Origin of the sequence: Sporosarcina pasadenensis, from assembly GCF_047228845.1 — a bacterium.
GTDB lineage: Bacteria > Bacillota > Bacilli > Bacillales_A > Planococcaceae > Sporosarcina.
Map to the genome: position 1 here is coordinate 1 of NZ_JBFEGM010000023.1, position 20,960 is coordinate 20,960.

Annotated in this window: 20 protein-coding genes, 1 tRNA gene, 1 rRNA gene, 1 other RNA gene and 1 other annotated feature; of the genes, 19 read left to right on the forward strand and 4 right to left on the reverse strand. The window is 47.2% G+C overall.

Translation table 11 applies throughout. The features are described from left to right. The 4 genes from rrf to AB1K89_RS17925 form a co-directional block, all read left to right on the forward strand. Positions 1-73 (forward strand): 5S ribosomal RNA (gene rrf, locus AB1K89_RS18300); the annotation flags it as partial. A gap of 402 nt (positions 74-475) precedes the next feature. Further along, positions 476-955, forward strand: coding sequence for a glutathione peroxidase (locus tag AB1K89_RS17915; RefSeq protein ID WP_413056062.1), 480 nt, complete (start codon positions 476-478; stop codon positions 953-955). Positions 956-1,065: 110 nt separating this feature from the next. After that, positions 1,066-2,532 (forward strand): IMP dehydrogenase, encoded by a 1,467-nt coding sequence (gene guaB / locus AB1K89_RS17920; RefSeq protein ID WP_413056045.1) that lies wholly within the window; start codon positions 1,066-1,068, stop codon positions 2,530-2,532. A gap of 146 nt (positions 2,533-2,678) precedes the next feature. Then, a complete protein-coding gene (locus AB1K89_RS17925) occupies positions 2,679-4,022 on the forward strand; it encodes a serine hydrolase (RefSeq protein WP_413056046.1) in 1,344 nt (447 codons plus the stop codon). A gap of 91 nt (positions 4,023-4,113) precedes the next feature. Here the strand turns inward: AB1K89_RS17925 and pdxR are convergent, their stop codons facing one another. Next, positions 4,114-5,517, reverse strand: a complete 1,404-nt coding sequence (gene pdxR, locus AB1K89_RS17930) for a MocR-like pyridoxine biosynthesis transcription factor PdxR (protein ID WP_413056047.1) — start codon at positions 5,515-5,517, stop codon at positions 4,114-4,116. 101 nt (positions 5,518-5,618) lie between these two features. Here pdxR and pdxS point away from each other — a divergent pair, with 101 nt between their 5' ends. The 3 genes from pdxS to serS all read left to right on the forward strand — a co-directional run bounded on the left by pdxS (position 5,619) and on the right by serS (position 8,863). After that, positions 5,619-6,464 (forward strand): pyridoxal 5'-phosphate synthase lyase subunit PdxS, encoded by an 846-nt coding sequence (pdxS, locus tag AB1K89_RS17935; RefSeq protein WP_252504986.1) that lies wholly within the window; start codon positions 5,619-5,621, stop codon positions 6,462-6,464. Positions 6,465-6,551: 87 nt separating this feature from the next. After that, positions 6,552-7,139 (forward strand): NUDIX hydrolase, encoded by a 588-nt coding sequence (locus AB1K89_RS17940; RefSeq protein ID WP_413056048.1) that lies wholly within the window; start codon positions 6,552-6,554, stop codon positions 7,137-7,139. A 21-nt stretch (positions 7,140-7,160) separates the two neighbouring features. Continuing rightward, positions 7,161-7,372: a binding site (T-box leader), on the forward strand. A 216-nt stretch (positions 7,373-7,588) separates the two neighbouring features. Further along, the gene (gene serS, locus AB1K89_RS17945) at positions 7,589-8,863 is read left to right on the forward strand and encodes a serine--tRNA ligase (RefSeq protein ID WP_413056049.1); all 1,275 of its coding nucleotides are present in this window, start codon (positions 7,589-7,591) and stop codon (positions 8,861-8,863) included. A 20-nt stretch (positions 8,864-8,883) separates the two neighbouring features. Here serS and tadA read toward each other — a convergent pair whose 3' ends face one another. Next, the gene (tadA, locus tag AB1K89_RS17950; protein WP_413056050.1) at positions 8,884-9,384 is read right to left on the reverse strand and encodes a tRNA adenosine(34) deaminase TadA; all 501 of its coding nucleotides are present in this window, start codon (positions 9,382-9,384) and stop codon (positions 8,884-8,886) included. A 131-nt stretch (positions 9,385-9,515) separates the two neighbouring features. Here tadA and AB1K89_RS17955 point away from each other — a divergent pair, with 131 nt between their 5' ends. The 3 genes from AB1K89_RS17955 (at position 9,516) to AB1K89_RS17965 (ending at position 11,539) form a co-directional block, all read left to right on the forward strand. Continuing rightward, positions 9,516-10,151, forward strand: coding sequence for a deoxynucleoside kinase (locus AB1K89_RS17955; protein WP_413056051.1), 636 nt, complete (start codon positions 9,516-9,518; stop codon positions 10,149-10,151). Continuing rightward, positions 10,148-10,816 (forward strand): deoxynucleoside kinase, encoded by a 669-nt coding sequence (locus tag AB1K89_RS17960; RefSeq protein WP_413056052.1) that lies wholly within the window; start codon positions 10,148-10,150, stop codon positions 10,814-10,816. Before AB1K89_RS17955 ends, AB1K89_RS17960 begins: the two co-directional genes overlap by 4 nt. 99 nt (positions 10,817-10,915) lie before the next feature. Continuing rightward, on the forward strand, positions 10,916-11,539 hold the full coding sequence (locus AB1K89_RS17965; protein ID WP_413056053.1) for an acetylglutamate kinase: 624 nt from the start codon (positions 10,916-10,918) through the stop codon (positions 11,537-11,539). A 30-nt stretch (positions 11,540-11,569) separates the two neighbouring features. Here AB1K89_RS17965 and AB1K89_RS17970 read toward each other — a convergent pair whose 3' ends face one another. Next, positions 11,570-12,937: an aspartate kinase gene (locus tag AB1K89_RS17970; RefSeq protein WP_413056054.1), complete on the reverse strand. Its 1,368-nt coding sequence runs from the start codon at positions 12,935-12,937 to the stop codon at positions 11,570-11,572. A gap of 157 nt (positions 12,938-13,094) precedes the next feature. Between AB1K89_RS17970 and AB1K89_RS17975 the strand changes: the two genes are divergently transcribed. From AB1K89_RS17975 to thrB, 3 genes are read left to right on the forward strand one after another with little or no spacing between them, the layout of a single operon-like run. Continuing rightward, positions 13,095-14,393 carry a homoserine dehydrogenase gene (locus AB1K89_RS17975; RefSeq protein ID WP_413056055.1) on the forward strand — a complete coding sequence of 433 codons (1,299 nt, stop codon included), beginning with the start codon at positions 13,095-13,097 and terminating at the stop codon, positions 14,391-14,393. After that, complete coding sequence (gene thrC, locus AB1K89_RS17980; RefSeq protein WP_413056056.1) at positions 14,390-15,448, forward strand: threonine synthase; 1,059 nt, start codon at positions 14,390-14,392, stop codon at positions 15,446-15,448. The genes AB1K89_RS17975 and thrC overlap by 4 nt, the downstream gene beginning before the upstream one ends. Beyond that, positions 15,448-16,341 (forward strand): homoserine kinase, encoded by an 894-nt coding sequence (gene thrB / locus AB1K89_RS17985; protein WP_413056057.1) that lies wholly within the window; start codon positions 15,448-15,450, stop codon positions 16,339-16,341. The genes thrC and thrB overlap by 1 nt, the downstream gene beginning before the upstream one ends. A 104-nt stretch (positions 16,342-16,445) precedes the next feature. On the opposite strand, the gene AB1K89_RS17990 is transcribed toward thrB, so the two are convergent. Next, a tRNA-Ser gene (locus tag AB1K89_RS17990) sits at positions 16,446-16,538 on the reverse strand. A gap of 350 nt (positions 16,539-16,888) precedes the next feature. Here AB1K89_RS17990 and ffs point away from each other — a divergent pair. From ffs to AB1K89_RS18020, 6 genes are all read left to right on the forward strand, one after another. Continuing rightward, positions 16,889-17,157: signal recognition particle sRNA large type (gene ffs / locus AB1K89_RS17995), an RNA gene on the forward strand. A gap of 161 nt (positions 17,158-17,318) precedes the next feature. After that, positions 17,319-19,085: a DNA polymerase III subunit gamma/tau gene (gene dnaX, locus AB1K89_RS18000; protein WP_413056058.1), complete on the forward strand. Its 1,767-nt coding sequence runs from the start codon at positions 17,319-17,321 to the stop codon at positions 19,083-19,085. A gap of 23 nt (positions 19,086-19,108) precedes the next feature. Beyond that, on the forward strand, positions 19,109-19,429 hold the full coding sequence (locus AB1K89_RS18005) for a YbaB/EbfC family nucleoid-associated protein (RefSeq protein WP_413056059.1): 321 nt from the start codon (positions 19,109-19,111) through the stop codon (positions 19,427-19,429). An 11-nt stretch (positions 19,430-19,440) separates the two neighbouring features. Further along, positions 19,441-20,037: a recombination mediator RecR gene (gene recR, locus AB1K89_RS18010; RefSeq protein WP_060204770.1), complete on the forward strand. Its 597-nt coding sequence runs from the start codon at positions 19,441-19,443 to the stop codon at positions 20,035-20,037. Positions 20,038-20,051: 14 nt separating this feature from the next. Then, positions 20,052-20,270: a YaaL family protein gene (locus AB1K89_RS18015; protein WP_413056060.1), complete on the forward strand. Its 219-nt coding sequence runs from the start codon at positions 20,052-20,054 to the stop codon at positions 20,268-20,270. An 88-nt stretch (positions 20,271-20,358) separates the two neighbouring features. Next, on the forward strand, positions 20,359-20,622 hold the full coding sequence (locus AB1K89_RS18020) for a pro-sigmaK processing inhibitor BofA family protein (RefSeq protein ID WP_413056061.1): 264 nt from the start codon (positions 20,359-20,361) through the stop codon (positions 20,620-20,622). The last annotated feature ends 338 nt before the right edge of the window (positions 20,623-20,960 follow it).

The window sequence follows — 20,960 nt, forward strand, 5'->3', positions numbered from 1 at the left end:
ACACGGAAGTTAAGCTCTTCAGCGCCGATGGTAGTAGGGGGCTTCCCCCTGTGAGAGTAGGACGTCGCCGGGCAAAGACCATCCCCTGTGGGGGATGGTTTTTTTGTGTTTAAAAAATCATCTCCACAGGATATTTTAAATCGGTTAAGCAATTGGCTCGAAATTGTTTAGTATGGGAACCCGGTATACTTCAGCGTCCAAAGGGCAGTATGCCGCATCCAATGAGCTCCACTTATGCGGATATATATTGGTTTATGAGCTTTTTATTATGATTATGCGTATTTAGAAATGTTTATGCGTGCTTTTGAGAATTTATGCGTCATTGATTCGATTTATGCGGTGATATCGGAATTTATGCGTTTCTGGGAGATGAGGGATGTATACTGGTGTTGAAATTACCCGTCTATCAACTTTGCATTGCCCGCAAAGTTGACTTATTGTTGATTAATAAAGGCGAGGAAAGGTGATGATGAATATTGCTTCCATCTACGATTTTTCGGTCGAAAAGCCGGATGGCACTGTGCAATCGATGAAGGACTATGAAGGCTCGGTTGCCGTCATTGTAAATACGGCGAGTAAATGTGGTTTTACGGATCAATTCAAAGAGCTTCAACAACTTTACGAGGATTATCGCAATCAAGGATTTGTCGTTCTCGGCTTCCCTTCCGATAATTTCATGAATCAGGAATTCGATTCGATTGAAGAGACGCTGTCGTTTTGTGAAATGAACTATGGTGTGACATTTCCGATGTTTGCAAAGGTGGATGTCGTCGGCGATAATGCAGCTCCGTTGTTTTCATTTTTGACGGAACAAAAAAAGGGGCTGCTCACTGAGGGCATCAAGTGGAATTTTACGAAATTCCTAATTGATCGTAATGGGAACGTTCTGGATCGTTTTGCGCCGCAAACATCCCCTACTAAAATGCGAGCGGCGATTGAAAAGTCAATTCAGTGAATTTAAGGAATTCTTTTTCTTATTCATGTCTCCTTGACACGTCTCATAGGCGCTGATAATCTTTTAATAATATTCAACTGCAGATAACGATTATTAGAGGAGGAAAAGAAATGTGGGAATCTAAATTCACTCGCGAAGGGTTGACCTTCGACGATGTATTGCTTGTACCGGGCGCTTCAGAAGTATTGCCGAAGGACGTGAATCTTTCGGTCCGTTTGACAGAGAAAATGACGTTGAACATTCCAATCATCAGTGCCGGGATGGACACAGTGACCGAGTCGAAGATGGCGATTGCAATGGCGCGTCAAGGCGGCCTAGGCATCATTCATAAGAATATGAGCATCGAAGAGCAGGCCGAGCAAGTTGTAACGGTGAAGCGGTCTGAGAATGGCGTTATTACAAATCCTTTCTTCCTCACGCCTGAACATCAAGTATTCGATGCGGAGCATTTGATGGGCAGATACCGCATATCAGGCGTTCCAATCGTTAACAATATGGACGAGCAAAAGCTTGTCGGGATTTTGACAAATCGTGACCTGCGCTTCATTCAAGACTATTCGCTAATCATCAATGATGTGATGACAAAGGAAAATTTAGTGACTGCTCCTGTCGGCACGACGTTGGCAGATGCAGAGAAAATTTTGCAGCAGTATAAAATCGAGAAACTGCCGATTGTTGATGAAAATGGAATATTGAAAGGTCTTATTACGATTAAAGATATCGAAAAAGTAATTGAATTCCCGAATGCAGCGAAGGATCATCAAGGTCGTCTCCTCGTAGGAGCCGCGGTCGGTGTTACATCTGACACGATGCTACGTGTGCAAAAGCTTGTAGCTGCAGAAGTCGATGTCATCGTCATTGACACAGCGCATGGACATTCGAAAGGTGTGCTTGATACTGTCGCTGAAATCCGTAAAGAGTACCCGGACATTGATATTATTGCAGGGAACGTCGCAACGGCAGAAGCTACTGCAGCTTTGTATGAAGCTGGTGCCGACGTTGTCAAAGTAGGAATCGGTCCTGGATCCATCTGTACGACACGTGTCGTTGCAGGTGTAGGTGTACCTCAAATTACCGCTGTTTATGATTGTGCAACTGAAGCGCGCAAGCACGGAAAAACAATTATTGCGGACGGCGGCATTAAATACTCTGGTGATATCGTTAAGGCCTTGGCTGCTGGTGGACATGTCGTCATGCTCGGAAGCTTACTTGCCGGCACGACGGAAAGCCCTGGAGACTCGGAAATCTTCCAAGGAAGACGCTTTAAAGTGTACCGTGGTATGGGATCTGTCGGTGCAATGGAACACGGTTCAAAAGACCGTTATTTCCAAGAGGATGCGAAGAAATTGGTACCCGAAGGAATCGAAGGCCGTATGCCTTATAAAGGGCCAATCGCCGATACGATTCACCAACTTGTTGGGGGAATCCGCTCAGGCATGGGCTATTGCGGCACGAAGGATCTTCACGATCTTCGCGAAAAAGCTCAGTTCATCCGCATGACGGGTGCTGGTTTGCGCGAAAGCCATCCGCATCAAGTGCATATTACGAAGGAAGCGCCGAACTACTCCATTTCGTAATAAGTGGAGACAGTAAATATGGAACTTGAGCACCTTTCCGCACGTCTTGATATGAGCGGAAAGGTGCTTTTTCAATCGAACCCCCTAATCGTGTTCATGATGTGATAAAATATAAAGTGGAAAATTGCAATGACGGAGGTAGTTTGGTGAAACGGGAAATGAGAAAATGGGTTGCTTTGCTGATCATTCCATTCGTATTGATGATGACGTTCGGCACAGCACCTGCACAAGCAGAATCGACACTCGGCATTCATGTAGATGGTGCCATTCTAATTGACGCGGATAGTGGAAAAATCTTATACGAAGAGAATGCAGATAAACCACTCGGCATTGCAAGTATGTCTAAGATGATGACGGAGTATATCCTATTTGAAGCAATAGAAGAAGGCAAAATCAGTTGGGACCAGGAATATAAAGTCACTGATTACACGTATGCCATCTCGCAGGACAGGCGTCTAAGCAATGTGCCGCTCCGTAAAGATGGAACGTATACGATCAGGGAGCTTTACGAGGCATTGGCAATCTATTCAGCGAATGCTGCAACAATCGCTATTGCCGAAACGATTGCAGGTACGGAAACAGAATTTCTAAAATTGATGGATGCTAAAGCGAAGGAAATCGGTTTGGTAGATTATAAGTTCGTCAACTCCACAGGTTTGAACAATGAATATTTACAAGGGATGCATCCGCAAGGAACTGGGGTGAATGACGAAAACGTCATGCCTGCCAAATCAGTTGCAAAGCTTGCATTCCACTTGATGAAAGATTACCCGGAAGTTTTGGACACGACGAAAATAAATTCGAAAATATTCCGAGAAGGAACATCAGATGCCATCAAAATGGATAACTGGAACTTCATGCTTCCAGGTTTCGTTTATGAATATGAAGGCGTCGACGGATTGAAGACAGGAACGACGGATTTTGCAGGACATTGCTTTACGGGAACGGCGAAACGGGGCGACAAGCGGGTCATCGCTGTCGTCATGAAAGCTGTAGATGCAAATGGAGTTGGCTCCTATAAGGCACGTTTCGACGCGACACGGGCGTTGTTCGATTACGGATTCAGCCAGTTTTCAGAAGAAGAGCTTCTGCCTGCAGGCTACCAATTCAAAAAGCAAAAGACATTGGACGTGCTGAAAGGGAAACAGAAGACAGTTTCCATCGAAGTGAAAGAGCCAGTCCGGGCAATGATCAAATCGAATGAAAAGGATCTATATGAGCCACAGCTTGTCCTGGACAAGTCTTTATTGAAAGATGGTGCACTCGAAGCGCCTATCAAAAAAGGCACGGTCGTCGGACATGTGAAGCTCGTTAAAAAAGAGGGCGAGGATTACGGATTCATCGATTCAAAAGACCTCGGCATGGATGTCGTCGTCACAGATGATGTTGAAAAAGCCGGCTGGTTTGCGCTAATGATGAGCGCTATCGGAGATTTCTTCGTCAGTATTTGGGAAAGTGCAACTGGGTTTATAAAAGGTTTATTTAAGTAATATTTATGGAAAACATGATAACTAGTGATATTTTCAGCCTGATTGAAAACGCTTGTGAACAGGCTGAGGTGATGGGTCCGTCAAGGGCCCATCACCTTTTTTTTATTTTCCATGCGTCCATGAGCTGCTCAACGGTCCATGCAATCTGGTCGTCTGCCAAGCCGCCGAAGCCGATTAGAAAGGATGGCCGTACGCTCTTCGCGGCGATGCGGTATTCATTCAACCCGTAGACGCGTATGCCTTTGGTGAGAGCTGCCTTGGACAATGCATCTTCATCCTCGTCTGTAAGAACATTAATGAGGATATGCATGCCTGCCTCGTCACCCGAAAATGAAATTGTCGGGGCATATTGCTGCAGCGACTCCGTAAGCAGTTGCAGCTTGCGTTTATACACTTTCCGCATCCGGTTCAAGTGTCGAGCAAAATGACCGTCCGCCATGAAACGGGCAAGCGTGTGCTGGTCAAGCCGCGGCACCGTCGATGAGTAATGGATGAATGCCTCTTCGTAGCGTTGACGCAATACGGGAGGGAGCACCATATAGGCGATTCGAAGCGATGGCATAAGAGATTTGGAAAAGGTGCTGACGTAGATGACCTTGCCGGCTTTGTCCATCCCTTGCAATGATGGGATCGGGCGTCCTGTATAGCGGAATTCGCTATCGTAATCATCCTCGATGATGAAATTGCTAGCACTTGCAGCTGCCCAGTTCAATAATGCTGTTCTACGCGCTGCAGAGAGCACTGTGCCGGTAGGGAACTGATGGGAAGGTGTCACGTAGGCCACCGTCGCTTCGGACTGCTGGAGCGCTTGTACGTCCATTCCTTCCTCGTCGACCGCAATCGGCACAGCTTCCCTGTTATTGTGGAAGAACACATGATGGGTGAGCGGATAGCCAGGATCCTCGATCGCATACTTTGCCTGCGGTCCGAGCAGCCGGATGAGCAACGGCATAAGCTGCTCTGTACCGGAGCCGACGATGATCTGGTCCGCGGAGCAATCGACTCCTCTCGAGTGATACAAATACTTCGCGATTTCCTGACGAAGCTCTACATCTCCATGTGGATGGCCCAATAGCAGAAGATGATTCGCAGATTCATCGATGGTGTCTTTTGCGTATTTCCGCCATTGCTTGAAAGGGAATGACTCCGTATCGATTTTACCCGGGGAAAAGTCAATCTCCAGCTCTTTCTGCTCCTCTTCAGCAGCTGCAGTCACCGCCTCGGACGGTTGTACGTACGCCAATTCGCCAATTTCCTGCACGAAATAGCCTCTTCGCGGTTTTGATGTAATGAACCCTTCCGCGGCAAGCTGACCATAGGCAATCTCGATTGTCGTTTGACTGACGTCGAGAAAAATGCCGAGTTTACGTTTCGAAGGGAGCTTTTCGCCGACAGCAAGTTTCCCTTCGGTGATATCCTTGCGAATTTGCTGGTAAATTTGCTCATAGAGAGGGGTTTCACTTTCTTTATTTAGTTCAATTAATAACATTTCCAATTTCAGCACCTCAATCTGACCACTTTGAATTTCGGTAAACTGAGTATTTCAATATGGTCATACTCTAGTATACTGAATGAAATGAAAAGGGGGAAGATAAAATGGAATTTAAATATGGCGGCGTCATTATGGATGTTATCAACGCGGAGCAGGCAAAAGTGGCAGAGGCAGCGGGTGCAGTTGCCGTCATGGCGCTTGAGCGTGTCCCTTCGGACATTAGGGCAGCCGGCGGTGTCGCACGTATGGCGGATCCGCGCATTGTGGAAGAAGTTCAAAAAGCGGTTTCGATTCCGGTCATGGCAAAAGTGCGAATCGGACACATTTCAGAAGCGCGTATACTAGAAGCGATGGGTGTCGACTTCATAGATGAAAGTGAAGTGTTGACCCCAGCGGATGATGAGTTCCATTTATTGAAGAGCGATTATAGAGTGCCATTTGTCTGTGGTGCACGCAATCTCGGTGAAGCGGCGCGCCGTCTCGGAGAAGGGGCGAAGATGCTTCGTACGAAAGGCGAGCCGGGAACGGGCAATATCGTTGAAGCGGTCCGTCATCTTCGCCAAGTGAATGCGCAAGTGAATCAAATCGTTCATATGAATAATGATGAATTGATGGTGGCGGCGAGAGATCTAGCTGCACCTTATGATGTATTGCTTGCGATTCGTGAGACGAAACGTCTACCGGTTACCAATTACGCGGCAGGCGGTGTAGCGACTCCTGCGGATGCAGCGCTCATGATGGAGCTCGGTGCTGACGGCGTATTCGTCGGATCCGGCATCTTCAAATCCGACAACCCGGAACGATTCGCGCGTGCAATTGTCATGGCGACGGAGGATTTCCGGAACTATGCATTAATCGGTGATTTATCCAAAGACATAGGTACGCCGATGAAAGGGCTGGAAATTAGTAAGCTGCCGGAAAGTGAATTGATGGCGGTGCGTGGAGTTTGAAAATGAAAGCCAGGGCATTTTACATGCTCTGGCCTTTGCCATTTATGCTTTTTTGCAATAAACTCAAAGGAGTCAGGAGGACTCAAGTTGGCAGAGCTTTTAAAAGTATTCGATGAAAATTATAAATACGTACATGATGAAACGAGAGGGACCATCCATAAGAAGGGTTTATGGCACGAGACATTCCATTGTTGGCTTGTGGATGATACGAACGTTTTTATTCAAAAAAGAAGCGCGACTAAAAAGGATTTCCCTAGCCTATATGATATTACAGCTGCGGGTCATTTGCTGGCGGATGAGGAAGTTATGGACGGGATTCGTGAAGTCGAGGAGGAGCTCGGCATTAAAGTGGACCCTTTCAAGCTAAAACAGATGGGTTTCGTTCGGGATGTCATCAAGTTGCCGGGGTTCATTGACAAGGAATTTGCAAATGTTTTCTTATATCATTCAACATTTGCGTTGGATGAATTTACATTGCAGCAAGAGGAAGTGGAAAGCATCCATTCCGTTTCGATAGAAGATTTGCAGGCACTCTTCACGGGAGAAGCGGAAACTATCACTTGCACGGAAGATACTTCCACAGATATCACGCTGGCCGACTTTGTTCCACATGAAACAGCATACTTTCAAGCGGTCGGAGAATTCTTGAGTCTTGCCAAAAGTGGCGGCATGTAGTAAAGTGATGTTAATTTCAAATAAAAGACGATGATGGGAAGCAGTAGCAAGCACGTTTTTCAAAGAGAGCCGGCGGGTGGTGCGAGCCGGTAAAGACACTTGTGAATCCGTCCCTGAGTAGCTGCGCTGAACGATAGTAGGCCTAGCCGGACATTGAACCGTTATTTCAAAGAGTGGATCAGCTATTTTGCTGGTCAATTTGGGTGGCAACGCGGGTAGTTCTCGTCCCTTGTATAGGGGATAGAGGGCTTTTTTTGTGTTTGCAATTATAATAACTGGCTCATCATCGTTATTAGAGTTAATCAGGATTGTAGCGAACGCCTTTACGAAGAAAGGCGTTTGCGAGTAAAAGCGAAGCGTTACGAGCAGGTTGAGTAATTCTATCGCGGAAATCCGGTTTTCAGTTCGTAGTAAATAATTGGAACACTAAAATCGAGGAGGAATCGGCTATGTTAGACATTAAATTGCTTCGTGCGAACTTCGATGAAGTGAAAGAGAAACTTACGAAGCGCGGGGAAGACTTGACGGATTTGGATAAGTTCGTCGGGCTGGATGAAAAACGGAGAGAACTGATTACGAAGGTGGAAGTGCTGAAGGCTGAACGCAATGAAGTTTCGCAAAGAGTGGCGGAAATGAAACGCAATAAGGAAAATGCGGATGACGTCATCGCGCGCATGCGTGAAGTCGGTGATGAAATCAAAACACTTGATGAGCAATTGCATCAAGTCGAAGAAGATTTGAATTACATCATGATGCGCATCCCGAATATCCCGCATGAGTCTGTTCCTGTCGGTGACAGCGAAGACGATAACGTCGAAATTCGTACATGGGGCGAGAAGCCGGAATTCGGTTTCGAACCAAAACCGCATTGGGAAATCGGCACGGATCTGAACTTGCTTGATTTTGAAAGAGCAGCAAAAGTGACGGGGAGCCGTTTCGTGTTCTACCGCGGGCTTGGCGCAAGACTGGAGCGGGCGTTGATCAACTTCATGCTCGATCTGCATATAGAAGAGCACGGCTATGAGGAAATGCTGCCGCCATATTTAGTGAACCGCACGAGCTTGACGGGTACAGGCCAGCTTCCGAAGTTCGAAGAGGATGCGTTCCTAATTGAGGAAGAGGATTATTTCTTAATTCCAACGTCTGAAGTTCCGGTGACGAACTATTACCGCGATGAAATCATCGACGGTGCTCAATTGCCGATTGCATATACGGCATACAGCACGAACTTCCGTTCAGAAGCTGGTTCTGCAGGCCGCGATACTCGCGGATTGATTCGCCAGCATCAGTTCAATAAAGTTGAGCTCGTCCGCTTTGTGAAGCCGGAAGAGTCGTATGATGAGTTGGAGAAGTTGACTGGGCATGCGGAGAAAGTATTGCAGTTGCTTGGACTTCCATACCGTGTCTTGAAAATGTGTACGGCAGACCTCGGTTTCACGGCTGCGAAGAAATACGACATCGAAGTATGGATTCCGACGCAAGACACATACCGCGAAATTTCTTCTTGTTCAAACTTCGAAGATTTCCAAGCGAGACGCGCTTCAATTCGTTTCCGCCGCGAACAAGGTGCGAAGCCTGAATTCGTTCATACGTTGAACGGAAGCGGTTTGGCAGTCGGGCGGACAGTTGCTGCCATCTTGGAAAATTTCCAGCAAGAGGACGGATCTGTCATCATTCCGGAAGTATTACGTCCGTATATGGGTGGAAAAGAAGTCATCAAATAAACGATAAAGGCGATGCGGAGTCACTCGACTTCTCGCATCGCCTTTTTTTGCGCCTTCTTTTTTTCCCGTAGCATTCTGAAAAAGCTCGTCAACATACCACCACATTCTTCTCCAAGCACACCTTCCGTCACTTCGCATTCATGATTGAAGCGCGGGTCGTTCAGCAATCGATACAATGAATCGACGCAGCCGCCTTTAGGATCACGTGCCCCATACACGACGCGTGGAATCCTTGATTGTAAAATCGCGCCAGCACACATTGGGCACGGTTCAAGGGTCACATACAAAGTCGTCTCTTCCAATCGCCAACTGCCGAGGGTATTGCATGCGTCTTGTATGGCGGATAATTCTGCGTGTGTGACAGCATTTTGTGATGTTTCTCGTAAGTTATGTCCCTTGGCAATTATCTCGCCGTCTTTAACGATGACTGCCCCGATCGGAACTTCGCCAATCGCTTCAGCATTTCTAGCTTCTTCTATCGCAAGCCGCATGAAGCGGCGGTCCATTTCAATTAAATCCATCATTCATCGCTCCTTGCAATTAGTGTACCATCCTACAATGGGCCTTGCCATTTTGCGGCAACGTCTATGTTTCAGCATCCTTGTATGATAAAATAAAGTGCAGAAATTGACGAATCAAAGGAGAGCTTGTTATGTCTGTTCCGTTCATTACGGTAGAGGGACCGATTGGCGTAGGTAAAACGACGTTATCAAAGGCGATTGCAGAAGCGCAACGGTTCCATCAGTTAAGCGAAATAGTGGATGAAAATCCATTTTTGAATAAATTTTACGAAGACATCGAGGAGTGGAGCTTTCAAACTGAAATGTTCTTCCTCTGCAACCGATACAAGCAGTTAAGCGACATCCATAAGAAGTTTTTAAGTCAGCAGCAGCCTGTCGTGGCGGATTATCATATTTTCAAGAACCTCATTTTCGCAAGGCGTTCGCTCCCGGCGGATGAATACGCGAAATACGAAGAGATTTATCATATTTTAACGAAGGACATGCCGGTTCCGAATGTCATCATCTATCTGCATGCCACGCTCGATACGTTGATGAAACGGATTGCGCTTCGCGGACGGGATTTTGAAAAGAATATCGATCCTTCCTATTTGCGGCAGCTCTCGGCGGATTATGAACAGTTCATTGCCGACTTTGAAGCTACCCATCCGGAAATCCCGGTCCTGCATTTCAACGGTGATAAATTAGACTTTGTCAATGACACTGGGGATTTACAAACGATCCTCGGCAGAGTCGATGAGACGATACGAAAAGGAGCAGTACAATGAATTTACGAGAAAAATATGGGATTCCGAAAAATGCGGTCATTACGATTGCGGGGACAGTCGGAGCCGGTAAATCGACGATGACGAATGCATTAGCCAATGCTTTGGATTTTCGGACGTCCTTGGAGAATGTAGATAAAAACCCGTACCTTGACCGTTTTTACGATGACTTCGAAAAATGGAGCTTCCATTTGCAAGTCTATTTTCTCGCGGAGCGCTTCAAGGAACAGAAACGAATTTTTGAGTATGGAGGCGGCTTCATCCAAGACCGCTCCATCTATGAAGATACGGGGATTTTTGCCAAAATGCATAAAGATAAAGGGACGATGGATCCGGTTGATTACGACACATATACGAAGCTGTTTGACGCGATGGTCATGACTCCATATTTCCCGCATCCAGACCTGCTCGTCTATTTAGATGGACCATTCGAGAAAATCCTAGCGCGAATCCAAGAGAGGGGCCGCCAGATGGAGCAACAGACCCCGCTTTCCTATTGGGAGGAGCTTCATGAGCGCTATGTGAAATGGATTGATTCCTTCAATGCATGTCCTGTGCTTCGCATCGATATTACGGATTACGATTTAAAAAATAACCCCCATGAAGTGGAAACGGTCGTCGAGCGGATCGGCAATATGCTGAACTTGTCCGCAGCGCTGAAAAAATAAGGTAAGAGCAGCCAACAATAAGGCTGCTCTTTTTTTCACCTATATCACTTTGTTCGAATATATATGTACTGACCTAAGTATGAACTTTGGAGTGGTATAGTGAATCAATTTTATGGAAATGTCCTGCCGATGCAACCGATCCAACTAATGCAACCCATGCAACCGATTAATTGCTATAGTAAAAGCCAAGTCGAATTATGGAATAAAAATCGGCTTCTCTGGCAGCAACATGTCTATTGGACACGGATGGCCGTTACGGCATTGGTCTTCAAGCTTCCGGATGTGAAATTTGTCCTCGCCCGCCTTTTGCGTAATGCAACGGATATGGGTGATTCTTTGAGGCCGTATTATGGCGATGAAATCGCGAATGCATATGGAGGCCTCATAAGAGAACATCTCACGATCGCGGCAGATTTGGTAACCGCCGCTGCAAACGGAGAAACAGAAAAGGTGGAGACGTTAGAGGCGAATTGGTACCGGAATGCGGACGAAATCGCTGAGTTTCTGAATCGAATCAATCCATACATCGACAGAGAAGCATTCCGAAAGATGATGTATTCTCATTTGGCTTTGCTGAAGCTCGAAGTGGTATGCATGATCCAACGGAATTTCGAACTGGAAGTGCAAGTGTTCGACCGGATCGAGGCGGAAGCATTGATGATGGCGGATATGATATCGGAAGGCATATTCAAGCAATTTCCTTATGCGTTCGTTCCACAATAAACAAGGGACACGAAGTTGTGTCCCTTCTTTTTATGACTGTACATATGATTTTACGAAAAACTCGTTATATAACTCTTTTAAACTCTTCGTTTCGTCCTTCACTTTCACCCCGAAGACAAGGCTCACTTCCGATGATCCTTGGTTAATCATCTCAATGTTGGTGCCGCTTCTCGCAATGGCAGTCGCAGCCCGAGCAGCTAATCCGGTCGTATACTGCATGCCTTCCCCGACGAGTACGATCATCGAGTAATCGTGCTCCACGATGACAGCATCCGGTTCCAATTCTTTATGGATACGTTCCACAATCCGCTCTTCCTTCTCCTTTGTCATGAAACGACTGCGGATGATGATGGAGAGGTTATCGATGCCGGACGGCGTATGCTCGTACGAAATTCCTTCTTCCTCGAAGATTTGAAGGAGCCTGCGACCGAAGCCGATTTCCAAGTTCATTAAATATTTGTCGACGTAAATGGCGGTGAATCCGCTGTCCGCAGCAATTCCAATCACTTGCTGCTCATTGTAGTCCCGTTCTTTAACGATCAAAGTCCCCGGTGCATCGGGATTGTTCGTATTTTTGATGCTGACAGGGATTGATTTCCGGAAAGCCGGGATAAGCGCCTCGTCATGGAAAACGGAGAAGCCTGCGTATGCTAATTCCCGCATTTCGCGGTAAGTCATCTTTTCGATGGCGACTGGGTTTTCGATGACAGTCGGATTGGCAGCGAAGACCGAATCGACATCCGTAAAGTTTTCGTATAGATCCGCCTTCACAGCTGCCGCAATGATTGAGCCGGTAATATCCGAGCCGCCCCGATTGAAAGTACGGAGTGTTCCGTCTTCCGTGTAGCCGAAAAATCCTGGGAATACAATAATACCCGGTTCATCTCGCAATTTAGCGAGTCGTTCATCTCCTTCAGGCAATGCCCGAACGCGCTCCGGCCGATCGTTTACGAGCAATCCACCCTCTCTTGGGCAGACATACTTCGCCTCAACTCCGATAAATTGAAAATAGGCAGCAATCAATTTTGCATTAGTATCCTCGCCCGCTGCTTTCATCGTATCCATGAACAAGAGAGAGTCGTTTTTATCACGGGAAAGCCGGTCGCGCAAATCAAGCTCTATCTTTTCAATGATAGTGCCATCGAGGCCTAGACTTTCAGCAATCGAGCGGTACCGATCAACGACTTCAAGCAGATCGCTTTCCGCATCTTCATTCGCCAGAGCCTTCTCACCGAGCCGGATGAGGAGGTCGGTTACTTTAATATCATCCGAAAAGCGTTTTCCAGGTGCTGAAACAACAACAATTTTTCGGTCACTGTCAGAAGTTACAATGTCGACTACTTTTCTAATCTGCTCGGCTGTCGCAACAGATGTGCCGCCGAATTTACAAACTTTCATATTTATCAAATCCAATCTTTAATTAAATTACAATTCATGATATCTTGAACTTTACCATAAATGGGGTTGTTATTGAAAGTTTATTTCTCTATAATGTCCTTATGCGGAGAACGATTGTTTTTTCATAGTGTACATATAGTGAGGAGAATCGTCAAATATGATAAAAGAAATTAATATCGGTTTACTCGGATTCGGTGTCGTAGGCGGCGGTGTAGCTGAAATCCTACATCGGCACCAAGATGACTTGAGCCATAAATTAGGCGTTCCTGTAAAAATAAAAAAAGTTCTCGTGAAAGATGCAACGAAGAAAAGGGAGACAGAACTGTCACCGGATATTTTCACTACTGATCTGGATGAAGTGATTGAAGATCCTGCGATCGACATCATTGTGGAAGTGATTGGCGGGACAAGCGAAGCGAAACAAGCGATTGAAAAGTCGCTTCGTGCAGGCAAAGGAGTCGTGACGGCGAATAAGGACGTCATGGCACAATTCGGCCATGACCTATTGAAGCTTGCGGATGAACATAAATGCGACCTGTTCTATGAAGCGAGCGTCGGAGGCGGCATCCCGCTCATCCGAACGCTTGAAGATGGACTCGCTTCCGACCGGATCCGAGCGCTGACAGGCATTGTGAATGGAACGACGAATTTCATTTTGACAAAAATGAAACACGAAAAGAAAACGTATGAAGAGGCATTGGCAGAAGCGACGGAACTCGGGTATGCTGAAGCCGACCCGTCAGCGGACGTCGACGGCATTGATGCGGCAAGGAAAATGGCGATTCTTGCGTCACTCGCATTTTCAACGGAAGTCCGTTTGGAAGACGTCTTTGTGAGAGGGATGAAGGATATCCAGGAAGGCGACCTCGAATTGGCGGAGCAGTTCGGTTTCACCATGAAAATGGCAGGCTCTGCGAAAAAAGACGAAGACGGGATCGAAATCTCCGTGGAACCGGTATTCATCCAAAACTCGCATCCGCTTGCCTCCGTCAATAATGAATTCAATGCGGTCTATGTATATGGAGACACAGTCGGGGAGACGATGTTCTACGGACCAGGGGCGGGCTCGTTGCCGACAGCTACTTCGGTAACAGGAGACGTCGTCGCAGCGTGCCGCAATTTATTGCTAGGCGTAAACGGGAAAAGGCTCCATTCACCGCAATTTGCATATAAAGTGAAAAACAACAATCAAATTATCGGTCGCTACTTCCACCGGATTTCCGTAAAGGATGAAGTCGGCGTACTGACGAAATTGGCATCAGTTTACAGCAATCATGGCGCGAGTCTAGCTACCGTCGTCCAGCATGAAGGAGACAACAATGGCGGAGTCGACTTGATCATGATTACACATAACATCTCAAGGCAACAGCATTTGGACATCATGAATGAATTGCATAACACACCGGAAGTGAACGGCGTTGTTAGCTACTACCGAGTGGAGGGCGAAAACAGATGAGAAGATGGAACGGTTTAATTGAAGAATACAAAGAATGGCTGCCGGTGACCGATAAAACGCCGGAACTCACATTACAGGAAGGAAATACACCGCTCATCCATTTGAAAAACCTATCCGAACAATGGGGCGTCAACCTGTACGTCAAAACCGAAGGGACAAACCCGACAGGCTCTTTCAAGGATCGCGGCATGGTGATGGCCGTCGCTAAAGCGAAAGAGGAAGGGAAGACCGCGCTCATCTGTGCCTCCACGGGCAATACATCCGCTTCTGCAGCAGCGTATGGCGCACGCGCAGGGATGCGGACAATCGTTGTTATCCCGGAAGGACGGATCGCGCTCGGGAAATTGGCGCAGGCAAAAATGTACGGCGCGGAAATCGTGGCGATCGAAGGGAATTTCGACGAAGCGCTTCGCATGGTGCGTGAAGCTGGGGAAGGAAAAATCGCACTCGTCAATTCAGTGAATCCTTACCGGTTGGAAGGCCAAAAAACAATCGCATTCGAAACGATCGAGCAATTAGGGAAAGTGCCGGATATTTTCGCATTGCCTGTCGGGAATGCAGGGAATATATCCGCAGCCTGGAAAGGATTCAAGGAATATGACGAAAAGAAAGGATCCGGCACACCGAAGTTGTTAGGTGTACAGGCAGATGGTGCAGCCCCAATCGTCTATGACCGCATATTCGAAGAGCCTGAAACGGTCGCGACTGCTATCCGGATCGGGAACCCTGCAAGTTGGAACTTGGCGACGGCGGCTCTTGAAGAGTCAGACGGAGCGATTCTGTCCGCAACAGATGAGGAGATTTTGGAGGCTTACCGTCTATTGGCTTCGACGGACGGCATTTTCGCCGAGCCTGCTTCGTGCGCGACAATCGCAGGCATTAAGAAACGTCTCGATGCAGGACTGATTGAGAAAGGGACGACGATCGTAGGAGTGCTGACAGGAAACGGCCTGAAGGATCCGGAAACGGCCATCCATGTGAATGAAGGGCAGCCATTCCTCTCCCGAGAGCAGTTCGACGCCTTTTTGAATGAATTGAAAGGGGCCCCGAACTGATGGAAGAACCATTATTTACAATCGTCGTTCCGGCCACGACGGCGAATTTGGGACCCGGGTATGACAGCGTCGGAATGGCGCTCTCCTTATATATGACCGTATCCGTGACGCCTGCAGATACATGGTCCGTGCAGTATGAAGGAGACGAATACGCAAAATTGACGACGGGATCGGATAATTTGATTGTCCGGACGGTCCAGGAAGTGGCGGAACGTTTCGGGAAAGAAGCGGCCCCCCATTCATTGAAGGTCTCTTCCGACATCCCTCTTGGCAAGGGCCTTGGCAGCAGTGCGACCGCTATCGCTGCCGGCATTGTCATTGCGGATACGCTTCTCGGACTGGACTTGCAGCCAGTCGAGAAAGCGCGAATCGGGAGTGAACTGGAAGGCCATTCGGACAATGTGACTGCAGCATTGCTCGGGGGTATTACGGTTACGTACTTCACTCAGGGGGAATTGGAAATCATACATTTGCCAAGTCCCGCTATCGGTGCAGTCGTCCTCGTACCTCCGAAGGCGCTTGGCACAGAGGAATCAAGAGGCCTTCTTCCGAAGGAGTTGCCGCATTCGGAAGCGGTCGCAGGCAGTGCGGCCAGCAGCATGATGACAACGGCAATGGCTATAGGTGACTGGGAACTGGCGGGCCGGATGATGGAAAAAGATGTTTTCCATGAGCCGTACCGCAAAAAGCTGTTTCCGGAAATTGAAGGAATCCGTGCTTATTGCCATGAAATAGGCGCCTATGGCATGACGATCAGCGGTGCGGGCCCTTCTTTATTCGTAGCTGTGAAGGAAGGGACGGAAGAGGAAGTGGCGGAGAAACTGAAAAGGAAATTTCCGTACTATGATGGATTCGCCCTGCAACCTGCCGAATCAGGCGCAAAGATACAATAATAAAAACGCCCAACCGGAATGCCGGTTGGGCGTTTTGAAATGTTTCAGATGAATGTCCGTCAAACGGATTTCTATCTCCAACTTATGCGCTATTTTAAAATGAATGGCGGAGGAAGAGGGATTCGAACCCCCGCGGGCTTTAACACCCCTGTCGGTTTTCAAGACCGATCCCTTCAGCCGGGCTTGGGTATTCCTCCGTATCAACAAAACATAATTTATCATGTTTCAACATAGGGTGTCAACTACTTATCTGCACCTCATTTTTATTAAGTTTATTCATAGAAGTCTGTCATTTGAAATGGTGATAGAGGCAAGGAATGAGAACTCATTCATCGTAAACGAGAGCTCTTGCACGGGTAATGAGAACTTAATCACGATATACGAGAACTTTTCACTTGAGAACGAGAACTCTATGTCTATAATAGAGAGCTTTTCTACCAGGATTGAGAACTACTTCACGGACAACGAGAAAATCTTCGCCTTGTACCTTTCGTATTTAAAAGAGGGTGGGTTGATTTTATCCACAAAACCATGTATACTAATAAAGCCGTGCTAGGTGGGGAGGTAGCGGTGCCCTGTAACTTGCAATCCGCTCTAGCAAGACTGAATTCCTTTCCCGAGGCTGTTTCCGCATGTAGGGCCTGCCTCTTGCACGTAGTGTTGACGTCTGGGTCCTGCGCAATGGGAACCCATGAACCATGTCAGGTCCGGAAGGAAGCAGCATTAAGTGGTATTTCTCATGTGCCGCGGGGCAGCCTAGGCTGAGCTGTCGACAGGAGTAACGCTTATGTGCGGCAGTCGAAGGAAGGTGCACGGCATTACATATGCAAATTCAACTCGTCCGTTTACCGGGCGGGTTTTTTTATACTTAAAACGGCGGACGCCGAAGTTTGAAGTAACTTTAAGATAAGGTCTATCCCATCCAACTATGCTATAATAAAAGAACTATTGCATCGAAAAGGAAAGGAGGGGGAATGGTGGTTTATCAGGCTTTTTATCGTGTCTACCGACCGCAGTCCTTCAGCGAAATGTCCGGCCAGCGACACGTCAAGCAAACTTTGCAAAACGCCTTACTTCACAATAAAACGTCCCATGCGTATCTTTTTTCAGGACCGAGGGGGACGGGGAAAACGAGTGCCGCGAAGGTTTTTGCAAAGGCATTGAATTGCGAGAACGGTCCGGCGAGTGAGCCGTGCAATGAATGTCCGACTTGCATAAGTGTGACGGAAGGGTCAAACACAGATGTCATCGAATTCGACGCCGCTTCGAACTCACGTGTCGAGGAGATCAGGGACATTATCGAGAAAGTCCGATTTGCCCCATCGAATGCTCGCTTCAAAGTCTATATTATCGATGAAGTGCATATGCTATCCAACTCAGCTTTCAATGCACTACTGAAGACATTGGAAGAGCCACCGCCGCACGCGGTGTTCATCTTGGCGACTACCGAGCCCCATAAGCTTCCGTTAACCATCATTTCCCGGTGCCAACGTTTCGATTTCAAGCCGATTACGTCAGCTGAAATCGTCGACCGGATGAGACATGTGCTCGTGGACGCTGAAATCGAGGCGGATGAAGGAGCATTGAAGGTCATTGCACAGGCTGCGTCAGGCGGAATGCGTGATGCGCTCAGCATGCTCGACCAAGTCGTATCCTTCAGCGGTGATCGTTTGACAGCGGAAAGTGCACTGCTCGTCACAGGATCGATCGGGGAAGATATATTCTACCAACTAGCGGAAGCGCTTCTCTCAAAAGACGCAGCTGCTGCACTGACGTTGCTCGATCAACTCATCGCAGAGGGCAAGGATGTCTCGCGCTTGGCGGAGGACCTCATTACGTTCTTCAGGGATCTCCTTCTATTAAGGACAGCACCGGATTTGATCGAGCTGCTTGAATTGATTTCAGGGGATGAACGATTCGTATCCATGTCGAATGCATTCGAACCGGAAACCCTTTATTCATTCATAGATATCCTATCGAAGACGCAACAAGAAATGCGCTTTTCAAATCATGCGAAAGTGTATGTAGAATCGGCATTGCTGAAAATGATCCATCTGGAGGGACCGGCTGTACAAGCGGGGGGCAATCAAGCGGCCGATCCGCATCTTGCTCAAAAGGTGGAAAGCCTGGAGCGTGTCATTGCCGACCTACAGCAGCAACTTGCGAACGGTATACGTCCTGCGGAAGGTGCCCCGGCTGCCGCACAGCCGAAAAGAAACGCTTCGAAATCATCACAGTCGTTCAGAATACCGACCGGAAAGATAAATGAAGTGCTGAAAGGCGCCACCCGTCAAGATATCCAAGTGATCCGGGAAGAATGGGCGTCGATGATGCAGACATTGCAAAGATCCCATTCGGCGCTCCTTGAAGAAACTGAACCTGTAGCGGCATCCGACAATGCTTTTGTGTTAAAATTCAAGTATGAAATTCATTGCTTAATGGCTTCGGAAAATTCTTCGCTCAGGTCAGGCCTTTCGGAAGCCCTTCGCACACGAACCGGCAAAGCGTATGATGTCGTATATGTTCCGGAGGACGGCTGGCTGAAAGTCAGGGAGGAGTTCATCCGGAACAACGGTTTGACGAAGCAACAGGACGGTACGGATGAGGGTGCCGGCGAGGGAAAAGAAGGTACTGAGGAGATTCCTACATTCGTTGAGGAAGCCGAGCAGTTGAACGATGATCCCATCGTTGCGGAAGCTGAAAGAATGTTTGGCAAGGAATTCATACAAGTACATGATGATTAATCAAAATCGAGGAGGAAATCACAATGCGTGGTATGGGAAATATGCAAGGCATGATGAAACAAATGCAGAAAATGCAAAAGAAAATGGCGGAAGCCCAAGAAGAGCTTGGTGAAAAGCGCCTAGAAGGAATAGCGGGAGGCGGCATGGTGAAAGTGGTCGTTTCAGGCCATAAAGAAGTGCTTGAAGTTGTCATTGATCCATCCGTCGTCGATCCGGAAGATGTGGAAATGCTGCAGGACCTTGTGGTGATTGCTACGAATGAAGCGATGAAGCAAGCTGAAGAACTAACGAACTCCACAATGGGGCAATTCACGAAAGGATTGAACCTGCCTGGAATGTTCTAGGAGGAAAAAACATGCATTATCCTGAACCGATATCGAAACTGATTGATAGTTTCATGAAACTGCCAGGCATCGGCCCGAAAACAGCGGGCCGGCTGGCGTTTTTTGTATTAAGTATGAAAGAAGACACAGTGCTCGACTTTGCCAAAGCGCTAGTCGATGCAAAGCGGAATTTGCGATTCTGTTCGGTCTGCGGGCATATTACCGATATAGATCCGTGTCAGATTTGCCAGGACCAATCTCGTGACCGGTCGATGATTTGCGTCGTCCAGGATCCGAAAGATGTCATTGCGATGGAAAAGATGCGTGATTACAACGGAATGTACCATGTCTTGCATGGCGCAATCTCCCCAATGGACGGCGTCGGACCCGAGGATATCAATGTCCCTTCCTTATTGACCCGCCTACAGGATGAAGAAGTGGAAGAATTGATATTGGCGACGAACCCGACTATTGAAGGAGAAGCAACGGCGATGTACATTTCAAGGCTGGTAAAACCGTCGGGTATAACGACTACGAGAATTGCGCACGGCCTTCCTGTCGGAGGAGATCTTGAATATGCGGATGAAGTGACATTATCGAAAGCACTTGAAGGACGCAGGGAATTATAGGAGGTCAACGTCCCATGTTTGGCCGAAAGAGAAAATTAAAAAGGGAATTTGATGCCCAGCTTTACAACTTGCTTATTGAAATGAAGGAAGAGTGGGAGCGGGCGAGGGAAATTGAGAGATACTCACATGATTATAATGAAGAAGTGAGTGCACGCAGGAAGATCGCTGAAAGTAAGTACTTTCATCTATTTAAAGAAGCGAAAGAACGCAAGCTTCGTATAGAGCGCGAATGAACGCCGGCGAAGCACGAGTTGAGAAGGAACGTGATAATTTTTAAGGGAAGCGCATAGAGTGAACTATTAGTTGAAAGGGGCGCTTTCCATGAAAATTATCGGCATCGCCATCATCGGGGTCATTCTACTCTTTCTATTGATGATGGATAAAAAACAGATCAAGAAATTGTCCGAGCGTCTATCCGTATTTTGGTTCCGCTTGGCATTCGCGTTTCTCGCACTTTTCACCTTGAATATTGTTGGCGGATTCGTAGGCATCTATTTTCCGGTGAATATCGCATCAGGGGTCCTCTTAGCCATATTGGGAATCCCGGGCTTTGCCGCATTATTCGCGTTTGCAGTTTTTCTATGATGAATGTCTCTTCTATATAGAAGGGGCATTTTTTTATTATGGGAATGAAGATGTAAGCATAAACATGTATTACCTTCTATTATAAAAGTAAAAGACAATTAGTGAATAAGTCTAGATAATCGAAAGAAATTGTCTTCTTGAATAGGTATTGCAATCAAAAAGACAAGCTGGTATAGTAATAAACGTTGCTTCTCCGGTAAATGAATAACTACTTCGAAACAGCTTAAAACTTTTTTTGAAAAAGTTGTTGACATCGGAATCGCAAACATGGTATTATATAAGAGTTGCTTCTGAGAGAGGCAATGAACAACGAATCAAATGAACCTTGAAAACTGAAC